The following is a 16,082-nucleotide window of genomic DNA, read 5'->3' on the forward strand; positions in this document are numbered from 1 at the left end:
GCTTCACTGCGCTTCCTTGCAGTAGATGCCCGAAAAAAATTGTAAACAAAAATGTTTACATGTCAACCGATGGGGCGCAGTGTAATGCCATGCTACGAAGCAAGCGCCAGCTTGGTGAGATGGTCCAGCTCCACCTGATCAAACCCGGCTTGCAGGCGCGCCGGTCGGTTGAATGGCCCGCGTAAATTGCGCCCCATGTAATCGCGCACGAAGTCGAGAAAGGTTTCGCGGGGGTCGACACCGTCGCGTTCGCAGCACCATTTGAACCAGCGCGTGCCGGCGGCCACGTGCGCGACCTCTTCGCGCAGGATCACTTCCAGGATGGCGATGGTGTTTTCGTCGCCGACGCTGCGCAGGCGTTCGATCATGCCGGGCGTGACGTCGAGGCCGCGCGCTTCCAGTACGCGCGGCACCAGCGCCATGCGCGCGGTGTCGTGATGCGCGGTTTTCTCGGCCATTTCCCACAGTCCGTTATGCGCATCGAAATCGCCGTACTTGTAGCCGAGTTCGGCGAGGCGGTTGGACAGCATGGCGAAGTGGCGCGCCTCGTCGTTGGCGCAACTGGCCCAGTCGCAGTAGTAATCCGGCGGCATGTGGCGGAAGCGGTAGACCGCGTCCCAGGCGAGGTTGATGGCGTTGAATTCGATGTGCGCCACGGCGTGCACGAGTGCGGCGCGGCCGTCGGGCGTACCCAGCCCGCGGTGCGGCACCTGGCGTTGCGGTACGAGTCGCGGGAGCGCCGGGCGGCCGGGTGTGCCGATGGGGTCTGGTGCGGGAGATGTCGCCTCGGCACGCAGCTGGCCGCTTTGCAGGGCATCCCAGGTTGCGTGCGTGAGGCGCAGTTTCTCGGCGGGATCGGTGGCGTCGAGGCAGCGCTTGGCGGCGGTGTGGAGGTCGGTCATGGCGTGCATGCCTTGCTTCGTCGCCCCGGCCCATGGCGGGGCGACGAATCGCCGTTACGCGCTACGCCGCGCCGCCTTCGCATCATCCGAGCGCAGCATCTCGATCTGTTCCAGGTAATGCTGGTCCAGGCCGGTAATGTATTCGCCGGAGAAGCACGAGGTATCGAAATGCTTGAGGGCTTCGTTGCCATCCTGCACCGCCCAGATCAAATCCTTCAGGTCCTGATAGATCAGCCAATCGGCGCCGAGCATTTTCTCCACTTCCTTTTCGCTATGGCCGGCGGCGACCAGTTCCGACGCGGCGGGCATGTCGATGCCGTACACGTTCGGATAGCGCACCGGCGGTGCGGCGGAGGCGAAGTACACGTGCCTGGCGCCGGCATCGCGCGCCATCTGGATGATCTGCCGCGAGGTGGTGCCGCGCACGATGGAGTCGTCCACCAGCAGCACGTTCTTCTTGCGGAATTCCAACTCCACCGGATTGAGCTTGCGGCGCACGGATTTCACGCGTTCGCCCTGCCCCGGCATGATGAAGGTGCGGCCGATGTAGCGGTTCTTGACGAAGCCCTCGCGGAACGGCACGCCGAGCATTTCGGCCAGCGCACTGGCCGCGGTGCGCGCGGTGTCGGGAATGGGTATGACCGCATCGATGCCGTGGTCGGGCCGCTCGCGCAGGATTTTCTCCGCCAGCTTCTGGCCCATGCGCAGGCGCGCCTTGTACACCGATACGTTCTCGATCATCGAATCGGGACGCGCCAGGTACACGTACTCGAAGATGCACGGCGCATGCACCGCACCTTCGGCGCACAGGCGGGTATGCAGCTGGCCGTCGTTGGTGATGAACACCGCCTCGCCCGGCGCCACGTCACGCAGGCGCTTGAAGCCGAGGATGTCCAGCGCCACCGATTCGGAAGCGAGCGCGTATTCGCGGCCTTCCGAGGTGATGCGCTCGCCCAGCACCAGCGGGCGAATGCCGTTCGGATCGCGGAACGCCAGCAGGCCGTAGCCCAGCAGCAGCGCCAGGCAGGCATAGCCGCCGCGCGCGCGCGCGTGCACGCCGGCCACGGCCTTGAAGATGTGGTCCGGGGTCAACGCCATGCGATCCTGGATCTGCAACTCGTGCGCCAGCACGTTGAGCAGCACTTCGGAATCCGAATCGGTGTTGATGTGGCGGCGATCGTCCTCGAACATCTCGCGCCGCAGCGTTTCGGTGTTCACCAGGTTGCCGTTGTGCACGATGGCGATGCCGTACGGCGAATTCACATACAGCGGCTGTGCCTCGGTGGCGCCTTCGGAGCCGGCGGTGGGATAGCGGCAATGCCCGATGCCCACGCGGCCGCGCAGCCGGTTCATGGCGGTCTGGTTGAACACGTCGCGCACCAGGCCGTTGTCCTTGTGCAGTCGCAGCCGCGCGCCGTCCACGGTGGCGATACCCGCCGCATCCTGCCCGCGGTGTTGCAGGACGGTCAGGCCGTCATAAAGCGCCGATGCCACCTCGGTGGTACCGACTATGCCAATGATTCCGCACATGCTGTTGCTACCCGTTAGTGTGATGCGTGGTGCCGGCCGCGCTCGCAGCGGCAGCCGGTGAAGAGGAACTGTGCGCCGTGATTCCCTTCGGCAACACGTCAGGTAGGTGCACCGGAAAATTCTCCGGGTGCAGGTGCTCGCGCACGTTCGGCGGCATTTCGCTTTCCAGCCATACCGCCATGCTTTCGAACTGCGGCAGCAGCGCCGCTTGCCGCCACAGCGGTTCGCGCGCGAAACCGGTCTGGTTGACCAGGAACACGATCAGCGTCACCAGCAGCACGCCGCGCGCAAACCCGAAAATCATTCCAAGCAGGCGATCCGTGCCGCCCAAACCCGTGCTGTCCACCAGCGTCCGGATGGCGAAGCGTACCAGGGCGCCGACAATCAGCACGGCGATGAAACACAAACCGTAACCGAGCAGCACACGCAAGATCGGCGTCTGGATCGAATGCTCGAAGTGTGCCGATACCGCCGGACCGTACGTCCATGCCACCCAGAACGCGGCGATCCAGGTCGCCAGCGCCAGCACCTCGGATATGAGGCCGCGCCACAGACCTACAAGGACCGACAACACCAATACCGCGATGATGATCAGGTCAACCGCGTTCATGTAATAGGTCGCTTCCGGCCGGTTTAAAGTTAGTTGGCGCTGACGACGTTGCCGTCCAGGCCCAGCTTGGCCTTGATCTGGTCGCGCAGCGACACCGCATCGCTGCGCTGGGTCTGCGGGCCGGCGCGCACGCGCCACAGCTGGCGGCCGCCCGCGTTCACCGAATCCACGAAACCGTCGAAGCCGTTGGCACGCAACTTGTCGCGCAGCGCCAGGGCATCGGCCTGGCTGCCCATCGCCGCCACCTGCACGGCCCAGGCGCCCGCCCTCACCGGCGCGCCCGCGGCCGGTGCCGGCACATCGCCTTGCGGCGTGGTGGCGCCGCTTTCCAGGCGGGCCGGCACGCCGGGAATGGTCTGGCTGATCTTCAAGCGTGCGGCCTCGGCCTGTGCGCGGGTCTCGAACGGGCCGGCGCTGACCAGGGTCAGCGTCTTGCCGGCGCGCCGGATCGGCTGGCTGCGCACCGGATAACCCATGGCGCGCACCTTTTGCACCAGGCGGTTGGCGCCTTCGGCGGTGCCATAGGCGCTGAGGTTGACGGCATAGATACCGCGCGCCGCGGTGGCCGGCGGCGTATCCGGGATGACCGGCGCAGCCGGCGATGGCGCCGGAGGTGGCGTGGCCGGCCGCTTCGTCGCGGCGGTCTTCGGCGGCAGGGCCGGAATGAGCGGCTGCGAAGGCTGCGGTGCGGGGGCTGGCGGTGGCGGGTTTGCGTTGCTGGCGGCGGTGTTCACCGGCGTCATGCCGGGCACGTTCGCCGCCGTGCTGGCCGGCGCCGGCATGGCGCTGCCTGCTGTGGCGGGGCCTGAGCCGGACAGGCTCATTGTCTGGGTCTTGAGATCGCGATCCGGTGCGGCAGGAATCGCCAGGCTCACCGATTGATCGGTGCTGGCGGTCGAGGGCGCCTTGCTCGAAAACATCATCGGCACGAACAGGATGGCCAACGCAACGAGTACGGCAGCTCCCAACAGACGTGTATTCAAGATGGACTCCAGACAACCAGCTTGTGCGTGACGCGGCGGATTATACCTGCCCGTGCTGGGGGATATGACAAATGGTGTTCCATGATCGCAGCGGCGCGAAATAATGGGTGCGTGAACACGATGACCATCGCATCCTTGGCTTTGGCACGCATGCCGATGCTGGGATTGTCATCCCAGCCTACGCCGCTGACTCAGGCCAAGACGTTTGTTGTTCTCAGCGATCTGCTCCCTCCCCTGCGGCAGTAGGGGAGGGTCGGGGTGGGGTTGCTTGGGCTTTAGCATGCAACCGAATCGCAGGAAGCGCATGACGACGACGTCGGATCCCCACTGCTCGCTCCGCTCGCACCCCACCCTAGCCCCCATGCTCCGAATCGTTGGCGGTGAGCGCAGCGAACCCCAACATCGCGATCCATGTGCATGGCGACGTTGGGGTTCGCATACGCTCACCACTAACCTACACGCCTCGATAGCGTGTACCTCTCGCTCGCCAGGATACGTCCCCTCCCCTGCTTGCAGGGGAGGGAGCAGATCACCGCGAACAACAAGCTTCTTGGCTTAAGTTAGTGTCATTAGGCTTAAGTTCGAAGCATTGACCCTAGCCCTCCCCCCGGATCAAGTCCGGGGCAGGCTCTACTTCGCAGGGAGGGAACGTATCCTGGCGAGTGCGCGATTCACGCCTACTGGAGCGGCATCAAGCATCGCGATGATGGCTCAACACCGCCGACGCCACAAAAAACGAACCGAACGCAAGAATGCGCTCGCCGCGGCGCGCCGACGCCCGTGCGGCGGCGAGCGCCTGCTGCACATTGGCGTGTGTATCGGCGTGCGCGCGCGGCAACGCATGCCGGAGCACGCCAGCCAGCACGTCGGCGGAAAGCCCGCGCGGCGTATCCTGATCCAGGCTCGCCAGATGCCAGTGCGCAATGCGCGATCCCAGCGCGGCCATCACGCCGCCCACGTCCTTGTCCGATAGCGCGCCATACACGGCATGCACACGGCCGCCGGGCTGCGTATCCAGCCACGCCGCCAGCGCTCGCGCCGCCTGTGGGTTGTGGCCGACGTCGACGATCAGCGCCGGCTCGCCGCCCAGCCATTGCAAGCGCGCCGGTGCGCGCGGGAAGTGCATGCCCAGCGCAGCGATGCGTTCCAGCTCGACCGGCTTGACCGCTTGCAGCGCGTGCAAGGCGGCGATGGCGGCGGAGGCATTCGCGTATTGCACCGGTGCCGCGAGTTCGGGCGCGGGCAGGTCCAGCACGGTGCCATCGCGATGATGCCAGCGCCAGCGGCTGGCCTCGCGCTCCACATAGAAATCCAGCCCGGCGCGCTCGATGTGGGCGCCCTGCTTGGTTAGCGCTTCCAGCAAACCTTGCGGCGGTTCGTTTTCACCCACGATGGCAGGCCGGTCGCGGCGCGCGATGCCGGCTTTCTCGCGGCCAATGCTGTCGCGATCCGGCCCCAGCCATTCCACGTGATCCAGATCCACCGTGGTGACGATCACCGCATCGGCATCGATGATGTTGACTGCGTCCAGGCGCCCGCCGAGCCCTACTTCCAGCACGGCGGTATCCAGTTCCGCGCGCGCGAACAGATCGAGCGCGGCCAGCGTGCCGAATTCGAAATAGGTCAGGCTGATGTCGCCGCGCGCCAGCTCGATGCGTTCGAAACTCTCGATCAGCATCGCATCGTCCGCATCGATGCCGGCGATGCGGATGCGCTCGTTGTAGCGAATGAGATGCGGCGAGGTATAGCAGCCGACGCGCTGTCCTGCGGCGGCCAGCATGGCTTCCAGAAACGCTGCGGTGGAACCCTTGCCATTGGTGCCGCCTACCGTGATCACGCACCGCGCAATGGCAGGCGCCCCCATGCGTTGCCACACGGCGCGCACGCGATCCAAGCCCATGTCGATGCCCAGGTCATGGACATGTTGTTGGTAATCCAGCCATTCGGCAAGGGTAGCGAATTTCACGCGCGGCTCCTGTTTAAAGCTCGCGCAAGATAGCAGAAGGCAATCGCAGGTCGTAAATCGTCAATCGTAAGTTTCGTACTGGAACGAAACCCCAGCATTTGTTTGCATGGCAATGCTGGGATTTCATCCCAGCCGACGGCATCAGAAAAGATGCATGCCGGTCGCGTGGAATGCCCAGTACATGGCGAACATCGTCCAGAACATGCGCTTCAACGCCTTGCCGGCCAGGAAAGCGGCCAACAGCGCCAGCAACCAAGGCATGTACTTGTCGAGCGTGCTGCGTGTGTCGTTGATGGTGTTCATGGCTTGTCCTCCCGCACTCCCGTTGGTGCGGAAAGGATCATCCGCCCTGGCCAGCCGCGGCGGCAGGCGCAGGCGTCAGGTGTCGAATCTGACAGACGTCATGTGCCCTTGCCGAGCAACGGCTTCAACAAATCCAGCGGCAGCGGAAACACGATGGTGCTGGATTGCCCGGTGCTCGACATGCTCGCCAAGGTCTGCAGATAGCGCAGCTGCAAGGCTTGCGGTTGCTGCGCCAGCATGGCCGCCGCGTCGCGCAGTTTTTCCGATGCCTGCAGTTCGCCGTCGGCGTGGATCACCTTGGCGCGGCGCTCGCGTTCGGCTTCGGCCTGGCGGGCAATCGCGCGCACCATGGTTTCGTTGAGGTCCACATCCTTGATCTCGACGTTGGTGATCTTGATGCCCCACGGGTCGGTCGCTTCGTCGAGGATCTGCTGCAGGCTGTGGTTGATGGAATCGCGCTGCGAAAGAATTTCGTCCAGTTCGTGCTGGCCCAGCACCGAACGCAAGCGGGTCTGCGCGAGCTGGCTGGTGGCCTGGTAGAAGTTCTCCACTTTCAGCACCGACTTGTCCGGCTCCATCACGCGGAAATACACCACCGCATTCACGCGTACCGATACGTTGTCGCGCGAGATCACATCCTGCGGCGGCACGTCCATCACCGTCACGCGCAGGTCCACGCGCGTCATGCGCTGCACCACCGGTATCAGGATCACCAGGCCCGGCCCTTTGGTGCCGGTGTAACGGCCCAGCGTCAGCACCACGCCACGCTGGTATTCCGGCAACACCCTGATCGACGACGACAACAGCGCAATCACGAAAAGCACGATGACGCCAGCAAAACCGATCATGAAGATTCTCCTTTGTCCATTCCGCGTGCCGCTACTTGCAACAGCAAGCCTTGGCGGCCGATTACTTGCACTCGTGCACCGGCCGGCAGCGGCGCATCGCTGTGCACGCGCCAACGTTCGCCGCCGATGCGCGCCCAGCCTTCTCCGCCCGGCGCGACGGCCTCCAGCAATTCGCCCGTGCTCTGCAGCATCTGTTCTTCGGTGTTGAAGGCGCGGGTGCGGCGGGCGCGCATCACCAGCCGCAGCAACATCGCCAGTATCACCATGGCGCAGAACGCGATGCCGGCAATCAAACCCAGGTTCACCGCATAACCCGGCACGCCGGCATGGAACAGCATGATCGAACCGATCACGAAAGCGATCACGCCGCCCACGCCCAGCACGCCCGCCGTCGGTATGAATACTTCCGCCAGCAACAGCGCAATGCCCAGCGCCATCAGCGTCAGCCCGGCGTAGTTCACGGGCAGCAATTGCAAGGCATACAGGCCGATCAACAGGCAGATGCCGCCGGTGACGCCCGGATAGAACGAGCCAGGATGGAAGGCTTCCAGAATCAGCCCGTAGATACCCGCCAGCAGCAACACGTAGGCGATGGTGGGATTGGTGATGATGCCGAGAAAACGCACGCGCCAATCCGGCGGATAGTCGCGCACCGGCAGGCCGCGCAAGGCGAGCGTGAGCGTGCCGCCATCGACGTGCACGGTGCGGCCGTCCGCCTGCGCGAGCAGCGCCTCGGTGTCCGGCGCGATGAAGTCGACCACATGCTGCGCAACCGCTTCGCTCGCAGTGAGCGTGGCCGCGCCGCGTACCGCCTGCTCCGCCCACGCGGCGTTGCGCCCGTGCATTTGCGCCAGCGCGCGGATGGTGGCGATGGCGTCGTTGAGAATCTTGTGGCTTTCGGCATCTTCGGCACTGCCGCCGGCCTTGTCGCTCGACTTGCTCGATGACGGTGCGCCGTTGTTCAACGGCGATGGCATCGGCGAGCTGCCACCCAAGGTCACCGGCGTGGCGGCGCCCAGATGCGTGGCCGGCGCCATCGCCGCGATCGGGCATGCATAAAGAATGTACGTACCGGCCGAGGCGGCGCGCGCACCGCTGGGCGCCACATAGCCCAATACCGGAATCTTCGCCGCGAGAATGTCGCCGATGATGTCGTGCATGGAATCCAGCAAACCACCTGGCGTATCCATTTGCAGCACGATCGCTTGGGCGCCGTCATCGGTCGCACGCTGGATGGTGTCATCCACGTATTCGGCAGCGGCCGGGCCGATCGGGCCGTTCAATTCGATGCGTGCAACAAAGCGTCCGGCAGCCGGCGCTGCCACGGTTGGGCGCGTCCATGCCAGCGCCAACGCGGCGCCCAGGATGGCTCCCCACACGATCCAGCCTTTCCGTGACATGGCATTGGCCCTCGGCCGGCGCAGCCGCCGTGCGTGGCGGCTGTGGGAGGGATATTACGCTGATGTGTTTGGGGATGCGTGCGCTGGGTGGGCCGGGGCGTCAATGGGAAATCGGGAATCGTAAGAGCGGCGCCGACAAACTTGCGAAGACCCGCTCTAACGATTCCCGATGGACGATTCCCGCCTACTGCCCCACGTAATCCACCCGCCAGATCGAATCCGATCCATCATCCGTTACCAGCAACGAACCATCCGGCGCCGTCGTAAGGCTCACCGGCCGCCCCCACACGCGTCCGTCCGGCAACACAAAACCGGTAAGGAAATCCTCGTATGCCCCGCTCGCCTTGCCGGTGTGATGACGCGGAATGCGGATCACCTCGTAACCCACGCGTGTGGCTTTGTTCCAGGAACCGTGCTCGGCGGCGAACAGATCGCCCTGGTATTCGCTGGGGAAACGCTTGGCTTCGTAGAAGGTGATCTGCAGCGATGCGTTATGCGGCTGCAGCAGCACGTCGGGCGTGATCACTTTGTCTTTCAACTCCGGATGCTTGCCTGCGTGGCGCGGGTCCTGATGGCCGCCCATGTACCACCACGGCCATCCGTAGAAACCGCCTTCGCGCACGGAGGTGATGTAATCCGGCACGAGGTTGTCGCCCAGGCCATCGCGTTCGTTGACGGTGGTCCACAGTTGTCCGCTGTCCGGATCGATCGCAATGCCGGAAGGATTGCGGATGCCCCAGGCATACACGCGCTGATGGGAGCCGTCCGGATCGAACGCAAGAATGTCCGCGCGATTTTTCTCGGCCGGCGACGTGTCCGGATCATTGATATTGGAGGCCGAGCCCACCGCCACGAACATCGTCTTGTTGTCGAGCGAAAACGCCACGTCGCGCGTCCAGTGGCCGCCGCCATGCGGCAAGTCGGCGATGTGTTCCGCAGCGCCGCGCGCCTTGAGGTCGCCATTGCGATAAGGGAAGCGCAGCACCGCATCCGTATCGCCCACGTACACCCATTGCGGGTTCGGTCCCACCGGATAGAAGGCGATGCCGTACGGCCGGTTCAAACCCGTCGCGAACACGGCGGTTTGCGCCGGTTTTCCATCCGCCGTCATGCCGCGATAGATGCGGATCTGGCCGTTGCCGCTTTCGGCCACGAAGATGTCGCCATTGGGCGCCGTGCGAATCACGCGCGGCGTATGCAAGCCTTCCGCAAACAGATTGACCTTGAAACCGGCCGGCGCCTCGGGCAAGACGCCGTCGGGACGCGGCACGATCTCCGGTCCGTTGCCGGCCGAACGCGTAGCGTAAGGCGGCGGCAGATCGTTCACCGTGATCTTGCGTGACCTGCCTGGTTTTTCATAACGAAAATCCGTGAACGGCGGGGTCGGTGGCGGGGTGTCGATCGGTGAGTGGATGGCCGCCGTTTCCGCCGTCGCCGACGTCACCGTCGGCAGCGTTTTCAGATACGTCACGATCTGCCAGCGCTGTGGCTCGGAGAGGCTGGCCCAGGACGGCATGCCGTTGGCCACCGAGCCCTTGGTGATGAACCAGAACAACGCACCTTCCGTCGCCTGTTGCGCGGGGCCTTGCCGCAAGGCGGGAATATTGCCGGCGCCCTGCCCCGTGCCGCCATGGCAACTGGCGCAATCGGCGGCATACAACTGGCCGCCTGCATGCGCAGCCGCTGCCTGGCCGTGATACGGATTGCGCACCGATGAGGCGTCAGCCGGCGCATCGTGGAAGCTGTCGGCGGCATTCGCCGTCGCCACCACCAAGCAACCGGCAAGAACCAACGGTACTGCGCGAAATGCTGCTGACCAAACGAACTGCTTCGCCATGCGCTGCTGCCTCTGATCGCAAGAACCAAGGTCGCTTGCGCCCTTCGCTGGCCGAACGGGCGCGAGTGCCGACAATTGTCAGACTATTGTCGTCACAGGGGCATGCACGATGCTACGGGAAATTTGCCGATTCCCTCATTCCGTGACCTGGGTCGGGATGGAACTCCGACATGTGTGGGCATGGCGATGCCGGGATTTCATCCCGGCCTACGCTTCCGAATCGTCGTCGGGCTCCACGTCGATTTCACGAAAGTAGTGGTCGATCAGGCCGCGTGCTTCGGCTTCCCATCGCGCACCGCCGCCGCTGGCCACGGTGTGATGCTGCGGGTCTTCCGGAAAATAGATGACGCCGCTGCGCACCTCGGCGCCCCCGTCGCTTTCGTGCATGAACTTGATGCCGCGGTACTCGCCCAATTGCTGATCGGAACTCATGCGTGCCTTGCCGGTGGGTGCGTGAGGCGGCAAGTGTACCTGCAACCGTCAGCGCGCCCCGATCCCCCGTGTGATGACCCTGGGCGCCGACGGCCGGTGGTCAGAAACTGACACGCTGAGTACGCCGAGCGCGATGCCGATCAGCGCCAGCGCAAGGCCGGACGGCACGTCGTAAAGAAAACGGACCAGCTTGGCAGCGCCGTACCAGGAATGCGGGTTGTTCACGACATCGCAGGCGCCCGGGCAAACCCCGTGTATCCAGGCCATCACCGGCGGTTGCCGGGTCCAATGCCCGTCATGCAGCCACTGCAGCCCCTGAAAACCCAGCCACATCACCGATGCCATGTTCAGCATCACCGCGGAAAGCCACAGCACGAGGGAAAGGCCTTCGCGCGCCAGTTCTTCCAAACGCTTCGTTGTCATGGGCGGGCACCTGCGCATGTACGTCATGAATGCATGGATTCATGCATAGGTCGTGCCTGTTTTCATCGCAGACGCGCGCCCGGCGCAATGTTTATCGGCCCTTGATCCGTCGCCCCGGCCAACGCCCGGGCGACGGATCTGGATGAGTGCATGCTTGAGGTCGAAACTGCCGGCCACTCAAGTCGCCCACCCGCTCGCCGATAGCCAATCAGACCCTCGCCGCCGGCGAGGCTTCGCACGCCACACAAAGGGGAACTGCCATGACCCTCTCGGTAGTCGAAGATCTGATGCTGCACAACCTTTCCTGTCCCCAATGCCGCGCCGGGGAACCATGCCTGGTTGCCGAGCACATCGAGGACAGCTGGCCGCGGCGCGTCGCCCTGGAAGCTGCGGCAAGCCTGCGCAAGATCACCATGCTGGAAGAACAGCACGCCGCCGTGCCGTGATCGAAAAAAATATCGGCCCGATTTGACAGCCTTTTGGCGCGATCAGGAATGTCTCACGCGCAGACCGCCGCTTTATAGTCATCGGACATCCACCCTTCACAGTCCTTCCAGACTGATGGCGCTGGCAGTGAGAGTCCGCCTTTCACCGCCGCGCCTCTTTTTTTGCCTTGTGTTTTGCGGCTCAGAATTCAAACGCAGCGGAAACCGCCGGCAGCGGCCGGTCGCCGGCCAAATGCTGCGCCATGTCGTGCGACTTCTGCCAGGCATCGTTCTGCCCCAGCGCCTGGTACACGCGCGCCTCGACCCACGCTGCGCGCCAATCGGTCTGCCTCCAGGACGAAAGCCGGCCGCTGACCGCCACCGCCTGATCCAGGTGTCCCGCCGCCAGCAGCGCCAGCGCATAAGCCTTGCCGGCGCTGACGATCACGTCCGGCACACCCAGCTTGTCCGCCAACGCCAGCGCCTGCTTGAGTTGCTCGAGCGCCTGGTCGTGCTCGCCATCGATCCACGCCTGCGCGGCCTGGGCACGAAGCACGTAGACATTCGTCCAGTCGTTCTGGATCGGCAGTTGCGCATGCCACGCCAGCATGGCGGCGATCTCATGCTTGGCCTGGTCGTTCTTGCCGGCGCGCTGCAGCGCTGAAATGCGCATCAGCCAGGTTTCGGCGTAATCGCGCTGGTCGTCTTCCTGTAACGTGGGGGTAAGCGCATCGGCGGCGAACGCGGCGGCATGGTCGTAGTCGCCGCGGTCCAGGGCCAGGCGTGCCAGCCCTTTGTCGACTTCGGCGCGCAGCCCCGGCTCCTTGGCAGCGTCGGTTTGATCGAGCACCTGCCGGAACAGCACCGATGCTTCGGCCGTACGCCCGTTATCGGCCAGCGCCGCGGCGCGCACCATCGTCAACTCATGGCGCATGTCGTCGCCGATGAAGCCGAAATCCTTGCTCTTTTCCTCCAGCGGCCAGAAGCGGTCCGTGGTGCGCAGTTCATCGGGAAACTGCAGCAGCATCTGCTGCGCATAAGCCAGCGCGTCCAGGATGGACGGCAGCATCGAACGCATGCCCATGCCGACGAACTGATCGTACGCATGCCGCAGCAAGATCTCGGCAGCGTCGGGTTGCGCGCGGCGCAGCGCAAGTGCGCCCATCGCCTGATCCGCCTTGGCCACGCCGACGAGGTCGCCGGCCAGGGTGTAGTTGACGCGCGCACGGCCCAGATCCGAGGTGGCTTCTTCCAACCGCCATGACTGCGTATGGAGATAGGAGCGAACGAGATAGGCCGTCGCCAGCGCCTCGACATCCTTGGGTCCGTGCGCACGGCGTACGTCTTCCAGCATGTGCACCGCCTGCGCCAGCGCTGCTTCGCTGTCCGCGTTGCGATGTTGGCCCAGATAGATTTGCCCAAGCACCGTCAGCACCTGGCCGCGCAACACCGGCTGCCGGTCTTCGGGCAAGCGCTGCAGCAACGCTTCGAGCTGTTGCTGGCAGGCATCGGTGCGGCCTTCATCGCAGTCGATCGATGCCGAGGCATACGTCAGCTCAGGGTCGTTGCGCATTGCCGGCGGCGCTTTCTCCAGCAACGCCTTCGCCAACTGCGGCTGGCCGGCGAGGCGCGTGGCGTCGACGCGCTGCATGAACTCCTCCATCGCATCGCCGCGGGCGGGCGATGCCATGCCGCCGCCATAACCGAGCTGCGCCAGCAGCAGATCGCTGGCCGCGCGCACTGCCGCCAGCACGTCGCCGGCCGTGGATTCGGCGCTCCATTTGCGACCGTCCTTGGCGTTGGCATCCAGGTGGATGTGCCAGCCATCGCCCGACAGCACGGCGCGCGAATGCACCACCAGGGCAAACGAGGAAAGGTTCGCGCCCGCATCGCCGCCGCTGTCCTTGATCAGCTCCAGCGCTTCCTGGCTGCTTTCGGTCGGAATCTTCGCGTCGCGCAGGCGGTTCGCGATCATGTCCATCATGCCCAGGTGCAGCCATTGCCAATCGTCCGGCGCCTGCACCTCGACCGGCAGCACGATCGCCGCACTGCGATCGAATGAAAAGCCTGCCTTGGCCACCCTGCCGCCGAGCCATTGCCAGCCGGCATACACGAAGGCAAACAACAGCGTGAAAAGCAGCGCGGCCAGCAAGGAGCGGCGCAGTAGCGGCGGTGATGACGGCTGGCTAGGGGCAACAGCCTGCGTTTGCATGGCTTGTTCGGACGCGGCCGCCCCGACGGAATCGGGCGCGGCCTGCTGCAGCACTTGCGTCTCCAGCATCCAGCGGTAGCCCACGCGCGCCACGGTCTTGATGCAGCGCTGTTCCATGCCTGCGTCGCCGAGCGCGCGTCGCAAACGCACGATGGTCTGCGCAAGCAGGTTGTCACTGACATCCGCGCGTCCCCACACGGCGGAAATCAACTCGTCCTTGCCCACCGGACGCTCGCGGTGCTCGATCAGATAGACCAGGCAATCAAACGCACTCGCCGCCAGTTCGACCGGTTCGCCGTGACGGCTCAGTTCGCGCGCCAGCGGGTTGAGCTGGAATTCCCCGAAACGAAAAACAGTCGCCCCCTTTCCCGTCATGACTCTTGTCTGCACCGACCCCATTTCCGGGGATGATACATGCCTGGTGACAGGCGGATGGTGACGGCATGCAGGGTGCCGCGGCTGCCTTTTGCGGCAACAGTGAGCAAGTATCGCCGTCGTCAGCAACGTGTCGGCCGGGATGAAATCCCGGTTTTAACTGGCATGGCTTTTTGCATCAGGGCAAATGGATTCCCGCTTTCGCGGGAATGACAGCCATGGGATTACGAGCCTCGGCGTTCACCGGGGCAACGAATCCCTGTCGCGGCAAAGAGCAAGCAGCACGCGTCGCGCTCACCAGGTCGTCACTGCACCGCACCCGGATATGAAAGGCATATCGCTCTCGGTCAGTTCCAGTATGCACGTCGAAAGCGAGCCACCCATCCCTTGCGCTTTCAAGGTAAATCGCGTGGGCCACGCTTCGAGGGTGTAGGTGAAATGCTTGGCTTGCGACGGGTGCCAGCCTGGGTAAGCGCGGACAATGTCGCTGGCGCTCATCGTCGTGTGCGCACGGGTGCTGTAAACCAGATTGTGCTGCAATTGGTTTTCAAGATCGCGCGCCAATGCAGTCAAATCCGTCTTCGCCGCCTGTACCTCCGCACGGGCCAGGTAATTGCCGTAGGCATTCATCGCGATCATGGCCAGGATGGCGGCGATGATAATCACCACCACCAGCTCGATCAACGTGAAGCCGCTTCGCGCGCGCATCGTGTTCATCATGCAAAATCCTTTCTTCGCGACTTTCCCAACGGCATCGGTTGGCGATTGTCTGCCCGATTTCGGTTGTCATGGATCGTAGGTCGATATAACCAGGGGAACCATGGCATGACGCAGCCCAATCTCTGTCACGGCGGGACATGCAGCGGTGTTTTTTTGCGGCATTTCCGCCATCGCAGGCCCTAAGTGACAGCTAATCGAGCCGCAAAGGCGATGGCCGTGGACGGGCGGCAAGGCGATCATGCTCATCCTGCACATACGGGCGCACGCAAGCGGTACTTTCGCGCCGGTCACGCTTCATTACGATCACGCCACCGCCTGGTTGAAACGCATGCACGAATCCCTTGTAGCCCATACCGCCTTCCGGCGGCTGGCACAGCTCCGCGCCATTTGCGACCGTGAGCTGGCCGAACTTTGCCAGCAATACCCCGAAATCAGCCTGGCCGTGGTGGCCACCGCCGATGCGCGGCTGATCAGCATGCATTCGACCATCGCGCAGGATGGCAACCGCATCGCCGCCATGACCGGCTCGCTGCTGGGCCTGTGCGAATCGCTGGCGCGCGAGTTGGCCGGCGGCAGCTGCCAGTCCACCGTGGTGTCGATGGAGCACTACACCTGCATCATCGTGCGCATTGCCGATCCGCGTCATCCGCTTTCGCTGGCCATCGGCGTGGGACACAACATCCTGCTGGCGCTGTCGCGCCGCGTTGCGCTGGACCTGGCCACGCGCCTTTCCATGCAGCTGCAGCGCCTGGCGTAAACGCAGCACTCCCGCCTTCGCCCAACCCCTTCCCTCTTACGCAAGGACCCCCTGCATGAGCCATCTGAGCCTTGAAACGCTGCGCAACATCGACGGTTACATCGCCAGCGCCCTGGTTGATGACGACAGCGGCATGCTGATGGCCGGCGACAGCCTGGCCAGCATCGACCTGGAACTGGCCGCCGCCGGCAACGCCGAGGTGGTACGCGCCAAGCGCAAGGTGGCCAACGCACTGAAACTCAACGACACGATCGAGGACATCCTGGTCAGCCTGGAGCGCCAGTACCACCTGATCCGCCCGCTGTCGACCAACAAGCATGTGTTCGTGTACGTGATCATCGATCGCCAGAAGTCGAACC

The 16,082-nt window shown here is 64.3% G+C and carries 16 protein-coding genes; 3 read left to right on the plus strand and 13 right to left on the minus strand.

Annotation, left to right across the window (positions count from 1 at the left end):
- Positions 1-92 precede the first annotated feature (92 nt).
- The 11 genes from VMA74_RS21315 to VMA74_RS21365 all read right to left on the minus strand — a co-directional run bounded on the left by VMA74_RS21315 (position 93) and on the right by VMA74_RS21365 (position 11,234).
- Positions 93-902, minus strand: a complete 810-nt coding sequence (locus VMA74_RS21315) for a ferritin-like domain-containing protein (RefSeq protein ID WP_325370696.1) — start codon at positions 900-902, stop codon at positions 93-95.
- A 54-nt stretch (positions 903-956) separates the two neighbouring features.
- Positions 957-2,432 (minus strand): amidophosphoribosyltransferase, encoded by a 1,476-nt coding sequence (purF, locus tag VMA74_RS21320; protein ID WP_325370698.1) that lies wholly within the window; start codon positions 2,430-2,432, stop codon positions 957-959.
- 7 nt (positions 2,433-2,439) lie between these two features.
- A complete protein-coding gene (locus tag VMA74_RS21325) occupies positions 2,440-3,042 on the minus strand; it encodes a CvpA family protein (RefSeq protein ID WP_325370700.1) in 603 nt (200 codons plus the stop codon).
- Positions 3,043-3,071: 29 nt separating this feature from the next.
- Positions 3,072-4,025: an SPOR domain-containing protein gene (locus VMA74_RS21330; protein WP_325370701.1), complete on the minus strand. Its 954-nt coding sequence runs from the start codon at positions 4,023-4,025 to the stop codon at positions 3,072-3,074.
- 691 nt (positions 4,026-4,716) lie between these two features.
- Positions 4,717-5,991 carry a bifunctional tetrahydrofolate synthase/dihydrofolate synthase gene (folC, locus tag VMA74_RS21335; protein ID WP_325370703.1) on the minus strand — a complete coding sequence of 425 codons (1,275 nt, stop codon included), beginning with the start codon at positions 5,989-5,991 and terminating at the stop codon, positions 4,717-4,719.
- Between the two features lie 141 nt (positions 5,992-6,132).
- A complete protein-coding gene (locus VMA74_RS21340; RefSeq protein WP_325370704.1) occupies positions 6,133-6,294 on the minus strand; it encodes a hypothetical protein in 162 nt (53 codons plus the stop codon).
- Positions 6,295-6,392: 98 nt separating this feature from the next.
- Positions 6,393-7,142 carry a slipin family protein gene (locus VMA74_RS21345; protein WP_325370705.1) on the minus strand — a complete coding sequence of 250 codons (750 nt, stop codon included), beginning with the start codon at positions 7,140-7,142 and terminating at the stop codon, positions 6,393-6,395.
- The gene (locus tag VMA74_RS21350) at positions 7,139-8,542 is read right to left on the minus strand and encodes a nodulation protein NfeD (protein WP_325370707.1); all 1,404 of its coding nucleotides are present in this window, start codon (positions 8,540-8,542) and stop codon (positions 7,139-7,141) included. Before VMA74_RS21350 ends, VMA74_RS21345 begins: the two co-directional genes overlap by 4 nt.
- Positions 8,543-8,726: 184 nt before the next feature.
- Complete coding sequence (locus tag VMA74_RS21355) at positions 8,727-10,379, minus strand: PQQ-dependent sugar dehydrogenase (protein ID WP_325370708.1); 1,653 nt, start codon at positions 10,377-10,379, stop codon at positions 8,727-8,729.
- Positions 10,380-10,586: 207 nt separating this feature from the next.
- Positions 10,587-10,811 (minus strand): hypothetical protein, encoded by a 225-nt coding sequence (locus tag VMA74_RS21360; protein WP_325370709.1) that lies wholly within the window; start codon positions 10,809-10,811, stop codon positions 10,587-10,589.
- A 48-nt stretch (positions 10,812-10,859) separates the two neighbouring features.
- Positions 10,860-11,234: a hypothetical protein gene (locus VMA74_RS21365; protein WP_325370711.1), complete on the minus strand. Its 375-nt coding sequence runs from the start codon at positions 11,232-11,234 to the stop codon at positions 10,860-10,862.
- Positions 11,235-11,494: 260 nt separating this feature from the next.
- Here VMA74_RS21365 and VMA74_RS21370 point away from each other — a divergent pair, with 260 nt between their 5' ends.
- On the plus strand, positions 11,495-11,680 hold the full coding sequence (locus VMA74_RS21370) for a hypothetical protein (protein ID WP_325370712.1): 186 nt from the start codon (positions 11,495-11,497) through the stop codon (positions 11,678-11,680).
- Positions 11,681-11,861: 181 nt separating this feature from the next.
- Here VMA74_RS21370 and VMA74_RS21375 read toward each other — a convergent pair whose 3' ends face one another.
- Both VMA74_RS21375 and VMA74_RS21380 read right to left on the minus strand, forming a co-directional pair.
- Positions 11,862-14,246, minus strand: coding sequence for a winged helix-turn-helix domain-containing protein (locus VMA74_RS21375; RefSeq protein ID WP_325370714.1), 2,385 nt, complete (start codon positions 14,244-14,246; stop codon positions 11,862-11,864).
- A 294-nt stretch (positions 14,247-14,540) separates the two neighbouring features.
- A complete protein-coding gene (locus VMA74_RS21380) occupies positions 14,541-14,966 on the minus strand; it encodes a prepilin-type N-terminal cleavage/methylation domain-containing protein (protein ID WP_325370716.1) in 426 nt (141 codons plus the stop codon).
- A gap of 238 nt (positions 14,967-15,204) precedes the next feature.
- Here VMA74_RS21380 and VMA74_RS21385 point away from each other — a divergent pair, with 238 nt between their 5' ends.
- Both VMA74_RS21385 and VMA74_RS21390 read left to right on the plus strand, forming a co-directional pair.
- Complete coding sequence (locus VMA74_RS21385; RefSeq protein ID WP_325370718.1) at positions 15,205-15,723, plus strand: roadblock/LC7 domain-containing protein; 519 nt, start codon at positions 15,205-15,207, stop codon at positions 15,721-15,723.
- A gap of 55 nt (positions 15,724-15,778) precedes the next feature.
- On the plus strand, positions 15,779-16,082 hold a 304-nt coding region (locus tag VMA74_RS21390), incomplete at its 3' end, for a roadblock/LC7 domain-containing protein (protein ID WP_325370719.1).

It is taken from the genome of Dyella sp. (assembly GCF_035508675.1).
Classification (GTDB): domain Bacteria; phylum Pseudomonadota; class Gammaproteobacteria; order Xanthomonadales; family Rhodanobacteraceae; genus Dyella_B.

Excerpts from the sequence above, each read along its gene's own strand:
- VMA74_RS21315 (WP_325370696.1), bottom strand. The coding sequence starts at position 902 with ATGACCGACCTCCACACCGCCGCCAAGCGCTGCCTCGACGCCACCGAT.
- purF (WP_325370698.1), bottom strand. The coding sequence starts at position 2,432 with ATGTGCGGAATCATTGGCATAGTCGGTACCACCGAGGTGGCATCGGCG.
- VMA74_RS21325 (WP_325370700.1), bottom strand. The coding sequence starts at position 3,042 with ATGAACGCGGTTGACCTGATCATCATCGCGGTATTGGTGTTGTCGGTC.
- VMA74_RS21340 (WP_325370704.1), bottom strand. The coding sequence starts at position 6,294 with ATGAACACCATCAACGACACACGCAGCACGCTCGACAAGTACATGCCT.
- VMA74_RS21345 (WP_325370705.1), bottom strand. The coding sequence starts at position 7,142 with ATGATCGGTTTTGCTGGCGTCATCGTGCTTTTCGTGATTGCGCTGTTG.
- VMA74_RS21350 (WP_325370707.1), bottom strand. The coding sequence starts at position 8,542 with ATGTCACGGAAAGGCTGGATCGTGTGGGGAGCCATCCTGGGCGCCGCG.
- VMA74_RS21355 (WP_325370708.1), bottom strand. The coding sequence starts at position 10,379 with ATGGCGAAGCAGTTCGTTTGGTCAGCAGCATTTCGCGCAGTACCGTTG.
- VMA74_RS21360 (WP_325370709.1), bottom strand. The coding sequence starts at position 10,811 with ATGAGTTCCGATCAGCAATTGGGCGAGTACCGCGGCATCAAGTTCATG.
- VMA74_RS21365 (WP_325370711.1), bottom strand. The coding sequence starts at position 11,234 with ATGACAACGAAGCGTTTGGAAGAACTGGCGCGCGAAGGCCTTTCCCTC.
- VMA74_RS21370 (WP_325370712.1), top strand. The coding sequence starts at position 11,495 with ATGACCCTCTCGGTAGTCGAAGATCTGATGCTGCACAACCTTTCCTGT.
- VMA74_RS21375 (WP_325370714.1), bottom strand. The coding sequence starts at position 14,246 with ATGACGGGAAAGGGGGCGACTGTTTTTCGTTTCGGGGAATTCCAGCTC.
- VMA74_RS21380 (WP_325370716.1), bottom strand. The coding sequence starts at position 14,966 with ATGATGAACACGATGCGCGCGCGAAGCGGCTTCACGTTGATCGAGCTG.
- VMA74_RS21385 (WP_325370718.1), top strand. The coding sequence starts at position 15,205 with ATGCTCATCCTGCACATACGGGCGCACGCAAGCGGTACTTTCGCGCCG.